Source organism: Edaphobacter lichenicola (assembly GCF_014201315.1).
Taxonomy (GTDB): domain Bacteria; phylum Acidobacteriota; class Terriglobia; order Terriglobales; family Acidobacteriaceae; genus Edaphobacter; species Edaphobacter lichenicola_B.
The window spans coordinates 1,320,194-1,337,794 of sequence record NZ_JACHDY010000001.1 but is presented as its reverse complement, the minus strand read 5'-3'; the positions used below and the strand labels follow the sequence as shown (position 1 = coordinate 1,337,794).

Sequence of the window (17,601 nt, the reverse complement as noted above, 5' to 3'; positions counted from 1 at the left end):
TCGTCTAGTGACAGCTGCGGAGGACGGTTAGCCAAAGAAGTGAGAGGAAGATAGAACTGACAATGCCGATGATCACGATCGGTGGGCGGGTTGTCTTGAGTGCGGTGCCGTGGCTGCGGCTGTTTTGTTCTGGGTGGAGCGGATTGTAGGTGATGGGAATGTGCTCGTTCTGGGGGATGGCGATGGGGGATTGGAATTCGTCTGAGTAGAGGCGGCCATGAGCGTAATAGTCGAAGGCGATGCGAAACTTTTCGCCGGTTTGGAAGCCGAAGGCGAGAGTGCTGAGGCCGGGAGACTGGTACTGGCAGGTAGTGACGGTGGCTTCGGTGGCGATCCAGGGCTGATCGGGTATAGGCTGCTCGGTTACGGGTCGCTCGGTCACAAGCTGTCAGATGCGATGCGGGGAATGCCGGCGACGGCTAGGGCTTCGTTGGTTTCGGTGACTGAGGCTGCTAGGTTGACGGGGCGGGTGGCGTCTTCGATGACTATGGTCTCGAAGCCGAGGGCGTGGCCGTCGAGGGCGGAGTAGCGGACGCAGAAGTCGTAGGCGAGGCCGCAGAGGAAGAGGCGGGTGAGGTTGCGCTCGCGGAGGTAGCCGGCGAGGCCGGTGGGTGTGGCGTGGTCGTTCTCGAGGAAGGCGGAGTAGCTGTCGATGTGGCGGCGGAACCCTTTGCGGAGGATGAGTTCGGCGTGGGGGATGCGGAGTGCGGGATGGAAGGCTGCGCCCTCGGTGTGTTGGAGGACGTGTTCGGGCCAGAGTGTCTGAGGGCCGTAGGGGGCCTGGATGGTCTCGTAGGGCTGGGCGTTCGCATGAGTTGCGGCGTGGGTGGCGGCGAAGGAGATGTGTTGGGTGGGGTGCCAGTCCTGGGTGAGGATGACATGGTCGAACTTTTTTGCAAGGGCGTTGATGAGGGGTACGACGGCGTCGCCGTCTGCGATGGCCAAGGTGCCACCGGGCATGAAGTCGTTTTGGACGTCGATGACGAGGAGGGCGTCGGTGGGTTGGAGTTGCATGGTGACTTGATGGTAGTGCAACAAGTGAAGGCTACGGTCGTCCTTCGGACGATGCCCACATCTCAAAATCGAGATATGGGGCACCCGGCGTCATTGGACATGAAATGAGTCTGACATTGCTGCCTGCGTTAATGCTTATGGTTTGAGGTTTGTGGTGTCCTGGATGGTGCCGATTTTTATGTCGGAGTTTTTGCAGTTCTTGTCGAGGCAGAAGCCGGTGATCCAGACTTCGCCGTCGCCGAGCATGACGCCCTGGGAGTTGACGAAGAGAGCATCGTATTTTTGTTTCAGGATGACCGAGGAGATGTCGGAGGTGATGATGCGGTCATAGTCCTTGATGAAGGCTTTTGGAGATTTGATGGTTATGGGACGCTTGCCGGGGTTGACCTTGATGGGATAGTGAACGAGGGCGGCGACGGCAGCGGGGTTGTGCTTAGCGACGGCTTGCTGGAGGTTGAAGAGGAGCTGTTGAACTTTGACGTGGCTTCCGACGGAGAGGTCGATGGATTTGTCGAGGTCGACGGTGGGAGTTTGAGCGATGCCGCGGGCAGGCAGGAGAAGCACGCTGGAGATCAGGATCAACTGTGCGAGTTTGATGCGGAGGTTCATTCCGTGTCTCCGTGGAAGATGTCTGAACTATCTCTGGATTCAGTTCGAAGATAGGGTACACGTCTTCGGACAAGACGGTGAACGTATTGTGCGGCTAAGATGCTAAGGCTGGCACGGTTTTGTGAACGGGCGGTTATCGGAGGATGGAAGTTGGAGAGTGCGTTGGGGTCGAAGCTGGATGTGAAGGCGGCGCGGTTCGGTGCGAATCGTGCGGCGTTGCAGGTGTTGATGGCGGCGTTGCGGGTTTCGGAGGACGAGATTCGGCTGGGTGGCGGGGCGAAGGCGGCGGAGGCGCAGAGGGCCAAGGGGCGGCTGACGGTGCGGGAGCGGCTGGCGCTGCTGCTGGATGACGGCAGTGAGTTTCTGGAGCTGGGCCTGTGGGCCGCGTATGGGATGTATGGCGAGTATGGCGGTGCGCCGGCGGCGGGGGTGGTGACCGGGCTGGGGCGGGTGAGCGGGCGGCTGTGCATGATCGTAGCGAATGATGCGACGGTGAAGGCAGGGGCGTTTTTTCCGATGACGGCGAAGAAGGTGCTGCGGGCGCAGACGATTGCGCTGGAGAACCGGATACCGACGTTGTATCTCGTGGATTCGGCGGGGGTGTTTCTGCCGCTGCAGGAGGATGTGTTTCCGGATACGGATGATTTTGGCAGGGTGTTTCGCAATAACGCGGTGATGAGCTCGCTGGGGGTGCCGCAGATTACGGCGATTATGGGCATGTGCGTGGCGGGTGGGGCCTACCTGCCGGTGATGACGGATACGGTTTTGATGACGGAGGGGTCGGGGTTGTTTCTGGCGGGGCCGTCGCTGGTGCAGGCGGCGATTGGGCAGAAGACGGACGCCGAGGAGCTGGGTGGGGCGGCGATGCATGCGGAGATCTCGGGCACCGTAGACTTCAAGGAGCCGAATGATCATCTGTGCCTGGCACGGTTACGTTCTCTGGTGGGGAAGATCGGTTCGCCGGCGAAGGCACCGTTTAGTGTTATCGCGTATGACGGGGTGAAGGATGCGCCGAAGTTTGCGGCGGAGGATTTGTATGGGCTGATTGATCCCGATCCGGCGAAGGCTGCGAGCAATGTGTACGACATGCGCGAGGTGATTGCGCGGATTGTGGATCGCTCGGAGTTTGATGAGTACAAGGCAGAGTTTGGGCGGACGGTTTTGTGTGGGTATGCTCGAATTGGCGGGCGGGCTGTGGGGATTGTGGCGAATCAGAAGATGCACCAGTCGCAGACGGTAGCGGTGGGACCGCAGGCTGGAGAGAAGCGGACGGAGTTTGGTGGGGTGATCTATACGGAGAGTGCGCAGAAGGCGGCGCGGTTCATTATGGATTGCAATCAGAGCCTGGTGCCGCTGATCTTTCTGCATGATGTGAATGGGTTCATGGTGGGGAAGGATGCGGAGTGGAGCGGGATTATTCGTGCCGGGGCGAAGATGGTGAGCGCGGTGAGTACGAGCGTGGTGCCGAAGATCACGGTGATCGTGGGCGGGAGCTTTGGGGCGGGGCACTATGCGATGTGTGGGAAGGCTTATGATCCGCGGTTTTTGTTTGCGTGGCCTACGGCTCGGTATGCGGTGATGAGCGGGGCTTCGGCTGCGAATACTTTGGCTGAGGTTAGGGCGAAGCAGATGGAGCGCGGAGGGAAGATGCTGTCGGATGCGGAGAAGAAGGAGCTGTATGACGAGATTAAGTCGTCGTATGATGCACAGGCCGATCCGAGGTATGGGGCGGCGAGGCTTTGGATCGATTCGATTATTGATCCGGTGAAGACGCGGGAGGTTTTGATGACGGCGCTCGAGGCGGCTAGTTTGAATCCTGATGTGGCTAGGTTTAATCCGGGGGTTTTGCAGACGTGAGCGATATGAGTTCGATGTCTGCGGAAGATTTTGCCAGGCAATATCGGACTCTATCCGATGAGGCCATAACTCAACTTGCGAGTGAGGGAGGTCTGCGAACTGAAGCTGATATTGCATTGCGGGCAGAGATGCGGAGGCGTTCAATTGGAGCGGCCGAGGTCAGGTCTTTACGCATCGAGCAAAGGAAGACAACGCTCCAAATGCAGATTGGTAATAATCCATATTCGTATAGCGGAAATGGACTTCAGTTACGCGGTCATAAGTTCATTAGCGAGTCAGACAAGAGCAAAGGGATAGAAGTAGTCACACGATGGATTGTTTTTTCCTTCATGCCTTTGTTCCCACTGGGCTCTTATCGAGTAACGAAGTCCACCCCCGATGAAGACAAGCTGACGATCATAAGCGAGGTAAGACTTCAATGGGATCAGGTATTCACGGGATGGATGCAAACAGGCTCTGTGTTGATTTTTTTAGTTTGTCTTTGGTTATGGTTTAGATGGTGGACTACGCAGCAGAGATAGAACGAGGAAATCTGGAAATGGTGAAGATTATTGAGTGTCCGCGGGATGCATGGCAGGGGCTGCCTAAGAATATGCCGGCGGAGGTGAAGGCGGATTATCTGCGGGTGTTGATTGCGGCGGGGTTCAAGCATATCGATGCTGTGAGCTTTGTATCGCGGTCGGCGGTGCCGCAGATGGCGGACTCGGAGTTGGTGCTGGAGTATCTGGATCCGCCGGATGATGTGGAGATTATCGGGATCGTTGTAAATGCGAAGGGGGCGGAGCGGGCGGTGAAGACGGGGAGCGTGCAGACGGTGGGGTTTCCTTATTCCGTGTCGCCGGCGTTTTTGCAGCGGAATCAGGGGCAGACGCCGGAGGAGGCGCTGGAAGAGCTGGAGAAGGTGGGCACGCTGGCGTATAAGGCGGGGATGGATGTGGTGGCGTATATCTCGATGGCGTTTGGGAACCCTTATGGCGAGGCGTGGAGTATCGACGAGGTGGTTGCTGCCTGCGATCTGTTGGCGGACAACGGCGTGACGCAGATCTCGCTGGCGGATACGGTGGGGCTGGCGACACCGAAGCAGGTGAGCGATCTGGTGGCAGATGTTCTGGCGGTGCATGAGGGGATTGAGATTGGGGTGCATCTGCATGCGAGGCCGGACCAGGCTGCGGTGAAGATCCGTGCGGCTTACGAGGCGGGGTGTCGGCGGTTCGATGCCGCGATCGGCGGGTTGGGTGGGTGTCCGTTTGCCCAGGATGCGCTGGTGGGGAATGTCGCTACGGAGGTGCTGCTGGCGGAGCTGAAGGGGCTCGGGGCGGAGTTGGAGCCGTTGCGGCCGCTGGATGGGTTGTTGGCGGCGAGTGCGGAGATCTCTCGGAAGTATGGGGAGAGAGTGCAGTAAGCATAGCGAGTCAACTAGTCAGCGAGTTAGCTGGACTCGGAGTAGAGAGTTAGGAGGCTTTGTGAGTTATGTAACTATTTTGGTTACCGATGTGGACGGGGTTCGGATGATTACTTTGAATCGTCCGGAGCGGCGCAATGCGATGACGCCTGAGATGCAGCAGGAGTTGATTCAGGCGATGGAAGAGGCTGCGGCGAGCGACTGTAGCGTGGTGGTGTTTGCGGGCGCGGGAGAGGCGTTTTGTGCCGGTTTGGATTTGAGCGCGCTGCAGGGGATGAATGATAAGTCCGCCGCGGAACATACCGCAGATGCGGAACGAATTGCGCGGCTGTTTCGAACGCTGTATGAACTGCCAAAGCCGACGATAGCGGCTGTGCATGGAGCGGCGATTGCGGGTGGGACCGGGCTGGCGACGATGTGCGACTTTACGCTGGCGGTGCCGGGGGCGAAGTTCGGATATACGGAGGTGAAGATCGGATTTGTGCCGGCGGTGGTGTCGGCTTTTCTGGTGTTGCAGATTGGGGAGAAGCCGGCGCGGGATCTGCTGCTAACGGGACGGATCTTTACCAGCGAAGAGGCGGCGCGACTGGGGTTGGTGAATGAGGTTGTCGACGCGGAGAAGCTGACGGCGCGGACGCTGGAGCTGGTAGGGATGTTGCGGGCAAATAGTCTTGAGGCGATGGCGGCGACGAAGCGGTTGCTCAGGGCGCAGAATAAGGCGTGGCTGGATGCGGCGATTGCGGAGGCACTGGCGGCGAACGCGGAGGCAAGGGGTACGCATGATTTTCGCGAGGGGGTGGCGGCATTTTTGGAGAAGAGGAAGCCTGTTTGGGGCAAGGGTTGATCGTTGCGGGACGTATAGCTGCTGCACCAGGAGGCACATCGATCTGAACTGCGGTTCAGATTAGGTAGACTGTCTGGATGATTGAAGTTGTCGCAGAGAAGCGTGTGGGGGAGGCCCGGGTGCGGGTGCGGTATGCCGAGACCGACCAGATGGGCGTGGTGTATCACTCGAACTACCTGATCTGGTTTGAGGTGGGTCGGGTGGAGTTGATCCGCAGCATGGGGCTGGACTACAAGCGGATGGAGGTAGAAGAGGGCTGCGGGATTGCGGTGGTCGAGGTGCATGTGCGGTATCGCGCGCCGGCCCGGTATGACGATGAGTTGGTGGTGGAGACGAGGTTGGTGGCGGCTCGTGGCGCGGTGATCAAGTTCGGGTATAGAGTGCTGCGGATTGGGGATGGCGCGTTGCTGTGCGAGGGCGAGACGGTGCATGTGGTGGTGGGCAAGGACATGAAGAAGAGGGGCCTGCCGCCAAAGTATGCGGAACGTTTTGCGGCGTATCTCGGGTCTCGGGCATCCCATGAGGTAGATGGTTTGCAGTCAGATCGGTGACGAGGTGAGGCTGGATGAGTACTGACAAGAAGGTTGCGCTGATTACGGGTGGTAATAAAGGGATTGGGTTGGAGACCGCACGGCAGCTTGGGAAGCTTGGGATTACTGTGCTGATTGGCGTTCGCGACGTGGCCAAAGGCGACGCTGCGGTTGCGGAGTTGAAGAAGGACGGCGTAGAAGCGCGTGCGGTGAAGCTGGATGTGGATAATCCGGCGGACTATGCGGCGGTGGCAAAGTTGATCGAGAAGGATTATGGCGTGCTCGATATTCTGGTCAATAACGCGGGCATTTTCCTGGATGGGCGGAAGGGGAATGCGACTTCCACGACGTCAAAAGAAATTTTGCAGAAGACGTTCAATACGAACTTCTTTGCGGTGGTGGGGCTGACTCAGACGTTGCTGCCGCTTTTGAAGAAGAGCCTGGGTGGGCGGATTGTGAATCTTTCGAGCATTCTGGGTTCGAATACGCTGCACGCTACGCCGGGGTCGTTTATCTACGATGCGAAGACGTTTGCTTATGACGCTTCGAAGTCGGCGCTCAACTCGTTTACGATTCATCTTTCGCATGAGTTGAAGGATACGAAGATCAAGGTGAACTCGGCGCACCCCGGGTGGGTGAAGACGGATATGGGTGGCGAAGGTGCGCAGTTGGATATTGTTACCGGTGCGAAGACCTCGGTAGAGCTGGCGACGTTGCAGGATAGTGGGCCGAATGGGGAGTTTCTTCACCTTGGTAAGGCGCTGCCCTGGTAGTTACTTTGTCCTACCGGACGGCCCCACTGCGCGTGGGGCGGTCACTTCGTGACTTGTATACCCCTTCGGTTGGCGCTCCCGTTGGTCGCGAGCCATCTTCTTTCCGACTAGCGGGAGGAGCTATGTCTATCGTCCTGCCAAGACAAGGTATACGCGCCACGAAGTGACCGCTGCCCGCGCAGGGCAGCCCGTCCGGCAGGACATGAATTTTCAAAGAGCGAGGGTTCGCGGTTTTACGTTCTCGCGGATGAAGGTGATGGTGGTTTCAAGCGGCGTTCCCGGTCCGAAGATGGCCGAGACGCCGTTTTCCTTTAATTTCGGCTGATCCTCATCGGGGATGGTGCCCCCCAGGACGAGGAGGATGTCTTCAGCCTTCTGTTCGCGGAGGAGGGCGGTGATGCGGGGGACGATGACGTTGTGGGCGCCGGAGAGGATGGAGAGGCCGATGCAGTCGACGTCCTCCTGAATGGCGGCGGAGACGATCATCTCGGGGGTCTGGCGGAGGCCGGTGTAGATGACCTCCATGCCGGCGTCGCGGAGGGCTCGGGCGATGATCTTGGCGCCGCGGTCGTGGCCGTCGAGGCCTGGCTTTGCGACGAGAACGCGGATTCGAGGCGTATTGGGCATTGAGTTAGGCATTGAGGAGCGAGTATATCTGGCGGGTGGCCGGGTGGGGTACCCCCCTCCCCCCTGGGGTATCTTGCAGGGAAGTACTTTGGTTTCTGTTAGTTGCGGCACGGTTATGTCTGTAAAGTGTTCATTTCAAATTGGTTGCGCCTAAAATATTTGTAATCAACAGTTTACCTGCACGCCGCGTATCGGCAAGAGAGAGTACACTCAGCCTCCTACCTTCCATTAGCTCCTACCTTCCATTATAGAGAGTTGGGCTGGGTATATACGCCACGCGAATCGCCTGTGTTGACGAGGGTTTTCGTAAGGTTGGGGCTTGACAAGATTTTGGGAGGGCTCTGCCCTCGGGCGAATCAGGCTGCTTGATGGAACAAGCGTTGGTGGCTGCGCGTAGCTTCGGATTGGTGCTGCGGCGGTCTTGAGTCCCGATCCGGGAGTCATCCGAGAGCAGGCGCGTGGGGGGTGATCTTTCGATTTATTCTCTGGCTGTCTCTGGTGTCGTTGTTGTGGTATTTCGATGGTGATTGATGGTGAAGATGTGGTGTTTCGGTGGAGTGAGTTTGAAGAGAGGCGGGTTTTGGCAGACCTCACCTTAGCGGAGGAGAAGGTGAGTCGTACGCTTCTTCACTTGTGTCCGTTGGGAGCTTCGAACAGGACCAGGTTGTCGCGATAGTCGATGTGCATGACGAGCTGTTCGAGAGTGGGGTAGCCGAGGAAGCCGTGAACTCCGTCGAATCGTGACAGGTTGAGCGAGTCCATATTGGTGACGGGAAGCCGAAGGCCAGCGAAGTCTGCGGTGAAGCTGCCAGCTTCTTTCAGTTTGCTTACTCCGGAGACGCCACGGATAAGGTTCATGGAGTCCTTTGTTTGGGTCACTTGCTTGGCGAAGTCCGTGTCGATCAAGTTGGTGAAGGAGCCGGTATCGACAATGAAGAGCGTCGGCTTGCTGCTGTTGATGACGACGGGCATGATGAGCTGGTGGCCCCGGCGGTAGATGCTGGTCCAGTTCTGCATGGATGGCGGCTTGATGCGGTCGAAGCTGCTGAGGTCGTTTGCCGGGTCACCACCGAGCCCGTCCAGTGGCGCCGTGGGAGCGGAGGAAGATTGCGGCAACGGCTCAAGGCGGATCTCGTGTTTTACGTAGTCGACGGTGACGAGGTAACGAGAGAAGATGTCGGTTCCAACGAGGCCGTCGCTTGTATCGAGGGCCTGGCCGATGTGGCCACCGCCCATGACGCTGAAGTTTTCCAGAGCACCGACGTTGCAGTTCTTGAATTCGATGCCTCCGATATGAACCGATGCGGCGGTGAATTGGTCGATGGCGTTGGAGCCCTGATCGCCGAAGCCCCAGACGCGGGAGGAGTTCACCTTTTGCAGACCTATTCCGGAGAATTTGCTGTGCGTGAGGAGAAACCCGCTGGCGCCGGTGTCGATCTGGAGGGTGCGTTTGTGTCCGTTGAAGGCGATTTCAAGACCGTAGTGGTCGATACCGATGGCACCGTAGACGGGTGTCATCGGTATTTGCAGGGGTCCGGTTGCAGATGATAGTTCGCAACGATTTTTGAGGCTGGAGTCTTCCTGTTCGAGCCGCCTGGCCAGGGAAGTTCGACGCTTGTCGTCGATCGATTTGGCTTCTTGGACAAAATTTGCAAGTTCGGCTGCGGACTGTTCGTCGTTCAGGGAGTTGATCCAGGCGAAACGAATGTTCTCGTTGTTGGGGCTGAGTTGGTGGGCAAGTACGAGATGTTTTTGTGCGGTGGCGTGGTAGCCGGCGAGGGATTCATACTCGGCCAGCCCCTCGTAGGCGGCGGGGAGACAGGGGTCGAGCTTGAGCGCCTTGAGCATGAGCGCGTAGGACTCGACCCAGTCTCCTTCAGCGTGGCGGAGCTCGCCGGCGGTGACGATCGCGACAGGATCTGTTGGCTCGGCGAGGGTCCATGCATCGGTCTTTTTTCTGGCTTCGTCGAGTTTGCCCTGACCTATCAGGCTGTCAATCTCAAGCTGCCGGCTGCGACTGTTTTTGGGGTCAGCCTTGTATTCGGCTGCGGCGAGGTCAGCCGACTTTTTATAGTCGTCACGGTAAAACGCCAACTCGGTTGGGGTGGGGGCAGCATGATCGATTTTGCAGGAAGCACTTTTAGCAGAGGGAGCTGTCTGTGCAAAGCCGGTTGACGTGAGGATGGCTAAGACGAAGAGGGATAACCAAGAGGCAGGCAGAATCGCAGCGGCCGAGTCGTTCATGTTGAGTTGAATATATTTAAGAAAAGAGATTTCTTCTATTGCTAAGTCCAGAACGAGTTCTGGATGTGGTGTATCGTTTGTGGGATTTCCTTGTGGATTTTCTGGAGAGTCGGTTTCTGAGGAGAATCAGAAGGCGTCTTCGTCGCCGATGGGCATGCCGGGTGGGGCTTCGATGGGTTTGGCGGGGATGAATTTGGCGGGGTCGCGGTTGAAGTCGTTGATGCGGTCGATGAGGGCGGCGCGGTGGATGGCTTCGGCGGTGTCGGTGAGCGGGGCGGCGGTGGTCCACTGCTTGAGGAGGTCGTTGAGGTGGGAGCGGGCGATGGCTCGGGCCTGGGTGGAGGCTAGCGGGTTGACGGCGAGGGAGAGCATGGCTTCGAGGGCGCGGAACTCTACGGCTCGCTCTACTTCGGAGGACATGGTGTGGCCGCCTTCGGGTCTCTCGGCGGTGGTCTTGGAGATGGCTTCGAGGACGCCGCGGAGGGAGGGGGCGTCGGCGAGGCGCATGTGGTACTGGACGATGCGTGAGGCGCGGGCGGGGTCGAGGAGGACGTTGAGGGTGAGGTCGGCGGCGGACTCGGCGGTGGCGATGGGGTCGAAGGTGAGGCCGGTCTCGGAGGGGAAGGATTCGCGTGTGCGGGGCAGGCCGGGGGGGCGGGGTGGGAGGATTTTCAGGAGGGGCTCGGGGAGGGTTAGAGTGTCGGGTGAGAGAGTTTTGAGGACGGCGGTGAGGGCTTTTTTCTGTTCGGCGGAGGGGACGATCTCGGGCGCGGGTTGGTTGTCGCCGCGGAGTTGATAGCGGTAGTCGAGGCCGCCGATCTCTTTGATCGCGGCTTCGGTTTGGTAGCGGTGGAGGAGGTAGAGGGGGACGAGGGTGTCTTCTAGCTGGGCCATGGGTGCGCCGGGCCTGATGGCGTCTTCGCCGAAGCGGGCTAGGGCGGCGGTGCGGATGGTTAGGATGCGGTCCAGCTCCGCTGCGGGATCAGTCCCGTTGTCCCAGAGGTGGGCGTGGGGGTGCGCGCCGCCGAAGGGGCGGGCGTCTTCGTCGGTGATGTAGATGAGGCCGGTTTTTTCGCTGGCTTCGAGGATGGCGTTCAGTCCTTCGGGGGATTCGAACGAAACGCCGTAGTGCCGTTTACCCTCGACGAGATCGAATTCGCGGTAGCCGTAGTCGATGGCGACCTTGTCCCAGATGCCGATGTTGACGGCGTAGCTTTGCGCGAGGGTGGGGATGCCTTCTTTGTTGAGCGTGATGTAGGGGTGGGGGTAGTCCATGACGGAGACGGACTCTTCTGGGGTGTGGGGGAAGGAACTGGCGGCGAAGTTGTGGGCGAGGCCGAGGGTGTGACCGGTTTCATGCGCGGCTAGTTGGCGGGTGCGGGCTAGGGCCATCTGGAGCATGGGATCGTTTGCCGGCGGGAGGGGTTTGCCGTTGACGTAGGGGCTGAGGAGGGCTTCGGCGATGAGGTAGTCCTGGCGGCTGCGGAGGGAGCCGAGGGTTACGTTGCCTTTGAGGATCTCGCCGGTGCGGGGGTCGACTACTGCGGAGCCGTAGCTCCAGCCGCGGGTGTAGCGATGGACCCACTGGATGATGTTGTAGCGGATGTCCATGGGGTCGGCGTCGGCGGGGAGGATGTCGACGCGGAAGGTGCCTTTGGCCCAGCCTGCGGCTTGAAAGGCCTGGTCCCACCAGCGAGCGCCTTCGAGGAGGGCGGTGCGGATGGGCTCGGCGGCGCCGCGGTCGACATAGTACTGGATGGGGATTACGGCCTCGCAGGCGTGGGTGCAGGCGGGATCTTTTTTGAGGAGGCGGTGGCGGATGATGAAGTGCTGGTCGAGCGGGGCGCCTAGAGGGGCTGCGTAGTCGCGGTAGGTGGTGGGGAAGTAGCCGGCGCGGGGGTCGAAGCGGCGGGGCGTGAAGCCGGGGCCGGGGAGCTCGATGAAGGACTGGTGCTCGCGGAGGGTGAGGGCGTGGGGGTCGGGGGTGACGTTGTTGACGAACTCGGCTTTGGCTGGGTCGTCGGTGGTGAAGGTGAGGATGGACTCGACTTCAGTGTTTTTGGGGAAGGCTTTGGTGGCGTCGAGGGCGATGGTGGAGCGGGTGGGGTCGAGTTTGTAGGTGCCTTGCTTGGTGGTGGTGAGGGTTTCGGCTACGCCGTGAGCGTCGCGGAGGTAGAAGTCGGTTGCGTCGATGAGGACTGCGCCGTTCGCGTCTTCGGCCTCGACCTTGAAGCCGTAGAGGATGGACTCGGGGAAGGACTGGCGGACGGCTAGCTGTTCGAGCGGGTCGGTGGAGGTGGAGCGGAAGGCTTGGTTGGGTTCGACGAGGAGGACTTTGGGGCCGGTGCGCTCGAAGTGGAGGATTTCGCCGGAGGAGATTTGGCCGCGGTCGAGGCCGAGATCGTTGGAGCCGGTGCCGTAGGGGAGGGAGTGGGTGTAGAGGAGGTCGGGGCTGCGGCCGCTGGCATCGAGGTGGGGGATCTCGAGGTAGAGCTTGCCGGCTTTGGCGTCCCAGTCGAGCGGGAGATAGCCGTCGAGGTGCTTCATGCCGGTGGTTTTGTCGGTGATGGTCTGCGCGGAGATTGTAACCGGAAGAGTGGCATAAATTGCGGAGAGGGCGAGCAGGGCCAGGGGCATGCGTTTAGGCATGGTTTTGTTTTACACCAGAGGGAGGCAAAGCGAGAGCAAAGACAAAGACAAATGCGGGGGTTTCTCCACTGCGCGGTTCACGATGAGACTGTGAACCGCTTCGGTCGAAATGACGATTACTTTTCTTGAGGGAGGAAGTTCTGCGGTCAGGATCTGCGGGCGGTTTGCCAGGCCTTGGCGTACTGCCAGCTGGTGTAGGTGGAGTGGTAGAGGTGGAGGAGGAGGCCCTCGCGGCCGTCGAGGAAGCCGAGGCGGAGAAGATAGTTTCGGAAGAAAGTGAGGAGGGGGAGGATGAGGACGTTGTGCAGGAGTGCGAGGCGTGAGTCGCTGGTGTGGCCCTTGTCGATGACGATCTGCGCGCCGAGGGTGCTGTAGCGGTTGAGGCTTTCGATGTAGCTCTCGATGGTGGGGTAGGCGTGGTGGACGATGTCGTGTTTGAGGGTCTCGGTGACGCCGTCGAGGGCGATGGTCTCGTGGACGGGGCGGTCGGTGAAACGGGCGGGAGGGGCGAAGTTGGCGGAGTGGCGGCGGAAGAGGCGGAGGTGGGGGTCGGGATAGAAGCCGCCGTGGCGGATCCAGCGGCCGAGGAAGAGATTGCGGCGGCGGAGGAGGTAAGCGTCGGCGGAGGGAGAGGCGGCGAGGAGAGCGCTTATCTCGGCTTGGAGCTCGGGGGTGAGGGCTTCGTCGGCGTCGAGGGAGAGGATCCAGGTGCCGGTGCAGCGCTCGATGGCGAAGTTCTTCTGGGCGGCGAAGCCCTGCCAGGGCTCGAGGAAGAGCTTGGCCTTAAATTCGGCGGCGATCTCGAGGGTGCGGTCGGTGGAGCCGGAGTCGACGACGATGATCTCGTCGGCGAATTGGACGCTGGCGAGGGTACGGGCCAGGTTGGCCTCTTCGTTGAGCGTGATGATCGCTACGGACAGCTTCGGCGTCATGATGGCTATCCCATCCTCCCAAGTTGGGAGCGGTAAAAACTCAGGTTGTGCTTTATGCCCAGTTGGCCGGAATGGCCACTTAGAGGGTTCAGTTTATTACGGTTTTGTGAGTTGGCAAGCAGGTTCTTTACGGCGTAGTGGTAGCCGCTTCAGGGGAGGGTGATGGTGGGGTCTTTGAGGTGCTCGCGCAGGAGGCGCTGGGTGAGGGTCTTGAGGTCTTCTCCGGTTTTGGTGAGGGTGAAGACGCTGGTGGCTTCGGCCCAGTCGAGTTTGTAGCTGGTGGCTTGCGCGGAGATCCAGACCTGACGGATGGGGGTGTTGGGCGTGATGACGAACTTGCTGGAGCCGTTGGCGAAGAGGATGTTCATGACACCGTTGTTGTCTTCGAACTCGAAGCCTGCGTCGTCGTCCTCGGCGGAGATGAGGGACTGCTTGAGGGACTCGAGGGCACGGTCAGATTCGCGGCGGAAGGTGGCTTCGTCGATCATGAGGTTAGTTTACCCGTGTACCGTTCTTTACCCCGCGTACTCCTCTTTACCCCGTGTACTCTTCCTGGGCTGTTTCAGTGATGGCCTGGGCCGGGACGGCGCGGTGGGCGAGCAGATGGCCTGCGGCTACTGCGGCGAAGCATAGGATGACGGAGAGAAGAATGTTGGCGAGGGCTCTGCCCCATGCGCCGGAGCGCATCATGTCGAAGGTCTGGAGGCTGAAGGAGGAGAAGGTGGTGAAGCCTCCGCAGATGCCGACCATGACGAAGAGACGGAGGTTCTCGGAGGCGGGATAGCGGCCGCTTTGCAGGGTGAGTGTGCCGAAGTAGCCGATGACAAAAGACCCGAGCACATTGATGAGAATGGTGCCGAAGGGAAATCCAATGCTGTAGGTGAGTGTGAGGCGGGTGATGGTGTAACGCAGTAGACCGCCCAGTGCACTGCCGATTGTGACCCAGAGATAGGACATCGTCTGCCTCGTTGTTCCTCAGATTAAGAAGATCGAATTGGCAGAGGTCATCAGCCGGGTGCTTACGGCGGTTTTGGGAGACCTCATTCCCATGCGTCTATCGTAGCAGCGTTTTATCGGTCTGAGCTTTGCTTGCGTGGAGGCTTCTGAATTCGAGGACTTCTCCGTTTATTTTGAGATACCTATTGCTATGCCATAGGGGAAGTGAGAGGATGTATGGGTTGGCAATAGGAGTGGTCCGGGAGATTCAGCGGGACTAGGATGGATGCGGGGCAGCGCACACTGGCTCTGGTCTCAGGTTGCTTCTCTGTTGTGGAGGAGGTTTGATGCGAAGACTGCGAGCGTTCTGGATGCGGGTTCTTGGGGCTTTGAACAATTCAAGCGGAGGCACGGAGCTGGCCGACGAACTGGAGAGCCATCTCCAGATGCACATCGAGGACAATGTCCGGTCGGGGATGTCGGAGGAGGAGGCGCGACGGCAGGCTCTGATTCGGCTTGGGGGATTGGAGCAGACGAGGCAGGCCTATCGCGAGAGACAGGGGCTTCCTGGCGTCGAGACGCTGTGGCAGGATATTCGGTTTGGTGTGCGTGTGTTGGGGAAGAGTCGTGGATTTACTGTTGTGGCGGTGCTGACGCTGGCACTCGGAATCGGAGCGAACACGGCTCTTTTTTCCGTGATCAATGCCGTGCTGCTGAACCCGCTTCCTTATCCTCACTCCGAGGAGCTGTTGACGGTCCATGCGGCTAAGCAGAACTTCAACGAAGGCTCCGTCTCCTACCTGAACTTTCGCGACTGGCAGCGCGATAACAAGACATTGAGTGCGCTGGCTGTTTCGCGGAGCACGGGGTACATCCTGACGGGGACTGGCGCGTCGGAGGAGGTGCGAGGCGAGCTTGTCTCTTCGGAGTTTTTTCCGCTTCTAGGGGTGAAGCCGGTGGCGGGGCGGTTGTTTGCTCCGCATGAGGATGAGATTGGGCAGAGTCCTGTGGCTATGATCGGCGCGGGGTTTTGGCAGCGGAAGCTTGGCGGGCGGCCTGATGTGATTGGGAAGGCGCTCACGCTCGATGGACGCGACTATATCGTTGTCGGGGTGATGCCTGCGAGCTTCAACCTTGCGATCAATAACTTTCGAGCCAGCGATATCTATGTGCCGATCGGTCAGTTTCAAAATCCTGCGTTGAGTGATCGGGCGGCGGGGCTTGGGATACACGGTATCGCGAGGCTAAAGCCGGGGGTGACGCTGGAGCAGGCGCAGGCGGATATGGAGAGAGTCTCGCGAGGTCTTGAGGCGACTTTCCCGGCAGAGGATCAGGGGATTCGTGCCAGGCTGGTGCCGTTCAAGGAGTCGCTGGTACGCGAAGTGCGCCCGCTGCTGGTGGTCTTGATGGGGGCTGTCGTGTTTGTGCTGCTGATTGCCTGTGTCAATGTTGCGAATCTGTTACTGGCGAGGTCGAATGTCCGTGCGCAGGAGTTTGCGGTGCGGTCGGCTCTGGGAGCAAGTCGCGGGCGTCTGTTGCGGCAGTTGCTGACGGAGAGTCTGATCCTTTCCATAGTGGGTGGTGGATTGGGCCTTGTGCTGGCTGCTGTGGGAACACAGGCGCTGGTGAAGATGCTGCCGCAGGGGTTGCCGCGTGCTGCAGAGATTCATATGAACTGGCTGGTGCTGTGCTTTACGGCGTTGATCTCGCTGGCTTCGGGGACGCTGTTTGGTTTCGCGCCTGCGATGAAAATGTTTAAGCAGAATGTACAGAGCGCGCTGAAGTCCGGAGGACGCGGGACAGATGTTGCAAACCACCGGATGCAGGATTGGTTAGTGATCCTTCAGATGGCTTCGGCTCTGGTGCTGTTGATCGGCGCGGGATTGATGATTCGCAGTATGGTGAAGCTGTCGAACGTGGATCCGGGTTTTCGTTCGAAGGGTGTGATGACGTTTGGTCTTGAGGCTGCGCCGGAGATGAAGGACGCCAGCCCCGATGCGATGCGGGCCTATCTGCGCGAGGCGCAACGGAGGATCGCGCTTACGCCTGATGTTGAAGCGGCATCGTTTTCGTGGGCTGCGCTGCCTATGATGTCAGATGATGAGCAGTACTTCTGGCTGGAGGGAGAGCCGAAGCCAGCAAGCCAGAACACGATGCGTTCGGCGATACGGTATCTGGTCGGGGCAGACTATCTGCGGGTGATGGGGATTCCTTTACTGCGGGGCCGATTTCTTTTGGACACCGATGATGAGAAGTCACAGCGGGTGATTGTGATTGACGATGTGTTCGCGCGGAAATTTTTCGGGGATGCCGATCCGATCGGTAAACGGATTCATCTCGATCAGTTTGACGATCCGGCGCTGGTGGTGGGGATGGTGGGGCATGTGAATCAGTGGGGACTTGATAGCGACCTGGTTAATCCGCTGCGTGCTGAGACCTATCAATCGATGATGCAGTTGCCGGAGGTTCAGTTGAGTATGGTTGTGCTGGGGATGGATACGGTGGTGCGTTCGAAGTCCGGGGCTACTCCGAGCTTCAAGAGCATCGAGAGATCGGTGACCCAGATGAATCAGGAGCAGGTGGTTTATAACCCGGAGACGATGGATGACGTTATCTCCGACACGCTTGCCACGCGGCGGTTCGCGATGATTCTGCTGGCTGTGTTTGCCGGCACGGCGCTGGTGCTGGCGAGCATTGGGATGTATGGTGTGATCTCTTATCTTGTGGGGCAACGTTCGCGTGAGATCGGGATACGCATGGCGCTGGGAGCGGATCGCAGGGATGTGCTTCGGTGGGTGCTGGGGCGCGGCAGCAGGCTTGCGCTGACCGGCGCCGGGTGTGGGCTGATCGTTGCGCTGGCGCTGACTCGAACGATCGCGGGGTCGTCGTTGCTGTATGGGGTGCGGCCTTACGACCCGTCGACCTTTCTCGCCGTGATGGTGTTGATGATGGGAGTGGCTTTGGCAGCTTGTTATTTTCCGGCGCGACGAGCGACACGGATTGACCCGATGAAGGCGCTGCGTACGGATTAAGCCAACGGCAGGACGGGAGGGAAGACCGTCTCTAAGCGAAAGAGGAGGAGAAGCTTGACGCTCCTCTCCCTCTCTTTCTGTGCTCAAACTCGCCGGCTCGATCAATAGACGAGAAGGGAGTTATCTACAACGGTAGTATTGGGCGTTTCATC

Annotated in this window: 15 protein-coding genes and 1 riboswitch; of the genes, 6 read left to right on the top strand and 9 right to left on the bottom strand. The window is 59.4% G+C overall.

Annotated features, from left to right (window positions below; translation table 11 throughout):
* Positions 1-4: 4 nt before the first annotated feature.
* From HDF09_RS05725 to HDF09_RS05715, 3 genes are all read right to left on the bottom strand, one after another.
* On the bottom strand, positions 5-382 hold the full coding sequence (locus HDF09_RS05725) for a hypothetical protein (RefSeq protein WP_183762708.1): 378 nt from the start codon (positions 380-382) through the stop codon (positions 5-7).
* On the bottom strand, positions 379-1,014 hold the full coding sequence (pncA, locus tag HDF09_RS05720; RefSeq protein ID WP_183762705.1) for a bifunctional nicotinamidase/pyrazinamidase: 636 nt from the start codon (positions 1,012-1,014) through the stop codon (positions 379-381). Before pncA ends, HDF09_RS05725 begins: the two co-directional genes overlap by 4 nt.
* A gap of 135 nt (positions 1,015-1,149) precedes the next feature.
* Positions 1,150-1,623: a hypothetical protein gene (locus tag HDF09_RS05715; protein WP_183762702.1), complete on the bottom strand. Its 474-nt coding sequence runs from the start codon at positions 1,621-1,623 to the stop codon at positions 1,150-1,152.
* 99 nt (positions 1,624-1,722) lie between these two features.
* Here HDF09_RS05715 and HDF09_RS05710 point away from each other — a divergent pair, with 99 nt between their 5' ends.
* From HDF09_RS05710 to HDF09_RS05690, 5 genes are all read left to right on the top strand, one after another.
* Entirely contained in the window at positions 1,723-3,480 is a 1,758-nt protein-coding gene (locus HDF09_RS05710; RefSeq protein WP_183762699.1) for an acyl-CoA carboxylase subunit beta, read from the top strand.
* A 538-nt stretch (positions 3,481-4,018) separates the two neighbouring features.
* Entirely contained in the window at positions 4,019-4,882 is an 864-nt protein-coding gene (locus tag HDF09_RS05705) for a hydroxymethylglutaryl-CoA lyase (protein ID WP_183762696.1), read from the top strand.
* Positions 4,883-4,943: 61 nt separating this feature from the next.
* The gene (locus tag HDF09_RS05700) at positions 4,944-5,726 is read left to right on the top strand and encodes an enoyl-CoA hydratase/isomerase family protein (protein WP_311718767.1); all 783 of its coding nucleotides are present in this window, start codon (positions 4,944-4,946) and stop codon (positions 5,724-5,726) included.
* A 77-nt stretch (positions 5,727-5,803) separates the two neighbouring features.
* Positions 5,804-6,277, top strand: coding sequence for an acyl-CoA thioesterase (locus tag HDF09_RS05695; RefSeq protein WP_183762690.1), 474 nt, complete (start codon positions 5,804-5,806; stop codon positions 6,275-6,277).
* Between the two features lie 14 nt (positions 6,278-6,291).
* Positions 6,292-7,029 (top strand): SDR family oxidoreductase, encoded by a 738-nt coding sequence (locus HDF09_RS05690; RefSeq protein ID WP_183762686.1) that lies wholly within the window; start codon positions 6,292-6,294, stop codon positions 7,027-7,029.
* A gap of 210 nt (positions 7,030-7,239) precedes the next feature.
* On the opposite strand, the gene HDF09_RS05685 is transcribed toward HDF09_RS05690, so the two are convergent.
* From HDF09_RS05685 to crcB, 6 genes are all read right to left on the bottom strand, one after another.
* Positions 7,240-7,668 carry a cobalamin B12-binding domain-containing protein gene (locus HDF09_RS05685; protein WP_260180930.1) on the bottom strand — a complete coding sequence of 143 codons (429 nt, stop codon included), beginning with the start codon at positions 7,666-7,668 and terminating at the stop codon, positions 7,240-7,242.
* 615 nt (positions 7,669-8,283) lie between these two features.
* Positions 8,284-9,900, bottom strand: a complete 1,617-nt coding sequence (locus HDF09_RS05680) for an aspartyl protease family protein (protein WP_183762683.1) — start codon at positions 9,898-9,900, stop codon at positions 8,284-8,286.
* A gap of 126 nt (positions 9,901-10,026) precedes the next feature.
* A complete protein-coding gene (locus HDF09_RS05675) occupies positions 10,027-12,549 on the bottom strand; it encodes a zinc-dependent metalloprotease (RefSeq protein ID WP_183762680.1) in 2,523 nt (840 codons plus the stop codon).
* Between the two features lie 146 nt (positions 12,550-12,695).
* Positions 12,696-13,481 (bottom strand): glycosyltransferase family 2 protein, encoded by a 786-nt coding sequence (locus tag HDF09_RS05670; protein ID WP_183762677.1) that lies wholly within the window; start codon positions 13,479-13,481, stop codon positions 12,696-12,698.
* A 149-nt stretch (positions 13,482-13,630) separates the two neighbouring features.
* Positions 13,631-13,969 carry an iron donor protein CyaY gene (gene cyaY, locus HDF09_RS05665; RefSeq protein ID WP_183762674.1) on the bottom strand — a complete coding sequence of 113 codons (339 nt, stop codon included), beginning with the start codon at positions 13,967-13,969 and terminating at the stop codon, positions 13,631-13,633.
* A 46-nt stretch (positions 13,970-14,015) separates the two neighbouring features.
* Positions 14,016-14,438, bottom strand: coding sequence for a fluoride efflux transporter CrcB (gene crcB, locus HDF09_RS05660; protein WP_183762671.1), 423 nt, complete (start codon positions 14,436-14,438; stop codon positions 14,016-14,018).
* A gap of 34 nt (positions 14,439-14,472) precedes the next feature.
* Positions 14,473-14,538: riboswitch (Fluoride riboswitch) on the bottom strand.
* A 226-nt stretch (positions 14,539-14,764) separates the two neighbouring features.
* On the opposite strand from crcB, the gene HDF09_RS05655 reads away from it, so the two are divergent.
* Positions 14,765-17,449, top strand: a complete 2,685-nt coding sequence (locus HDF09_RS05655) for an ABC transporter permease (protein WP_183762668.1) — start codon at positions 14,765-14,767, stop codon at positions 17,447-17,449.
* Positions 17,450-17,601: the final 152 nt, after the last annotated feature.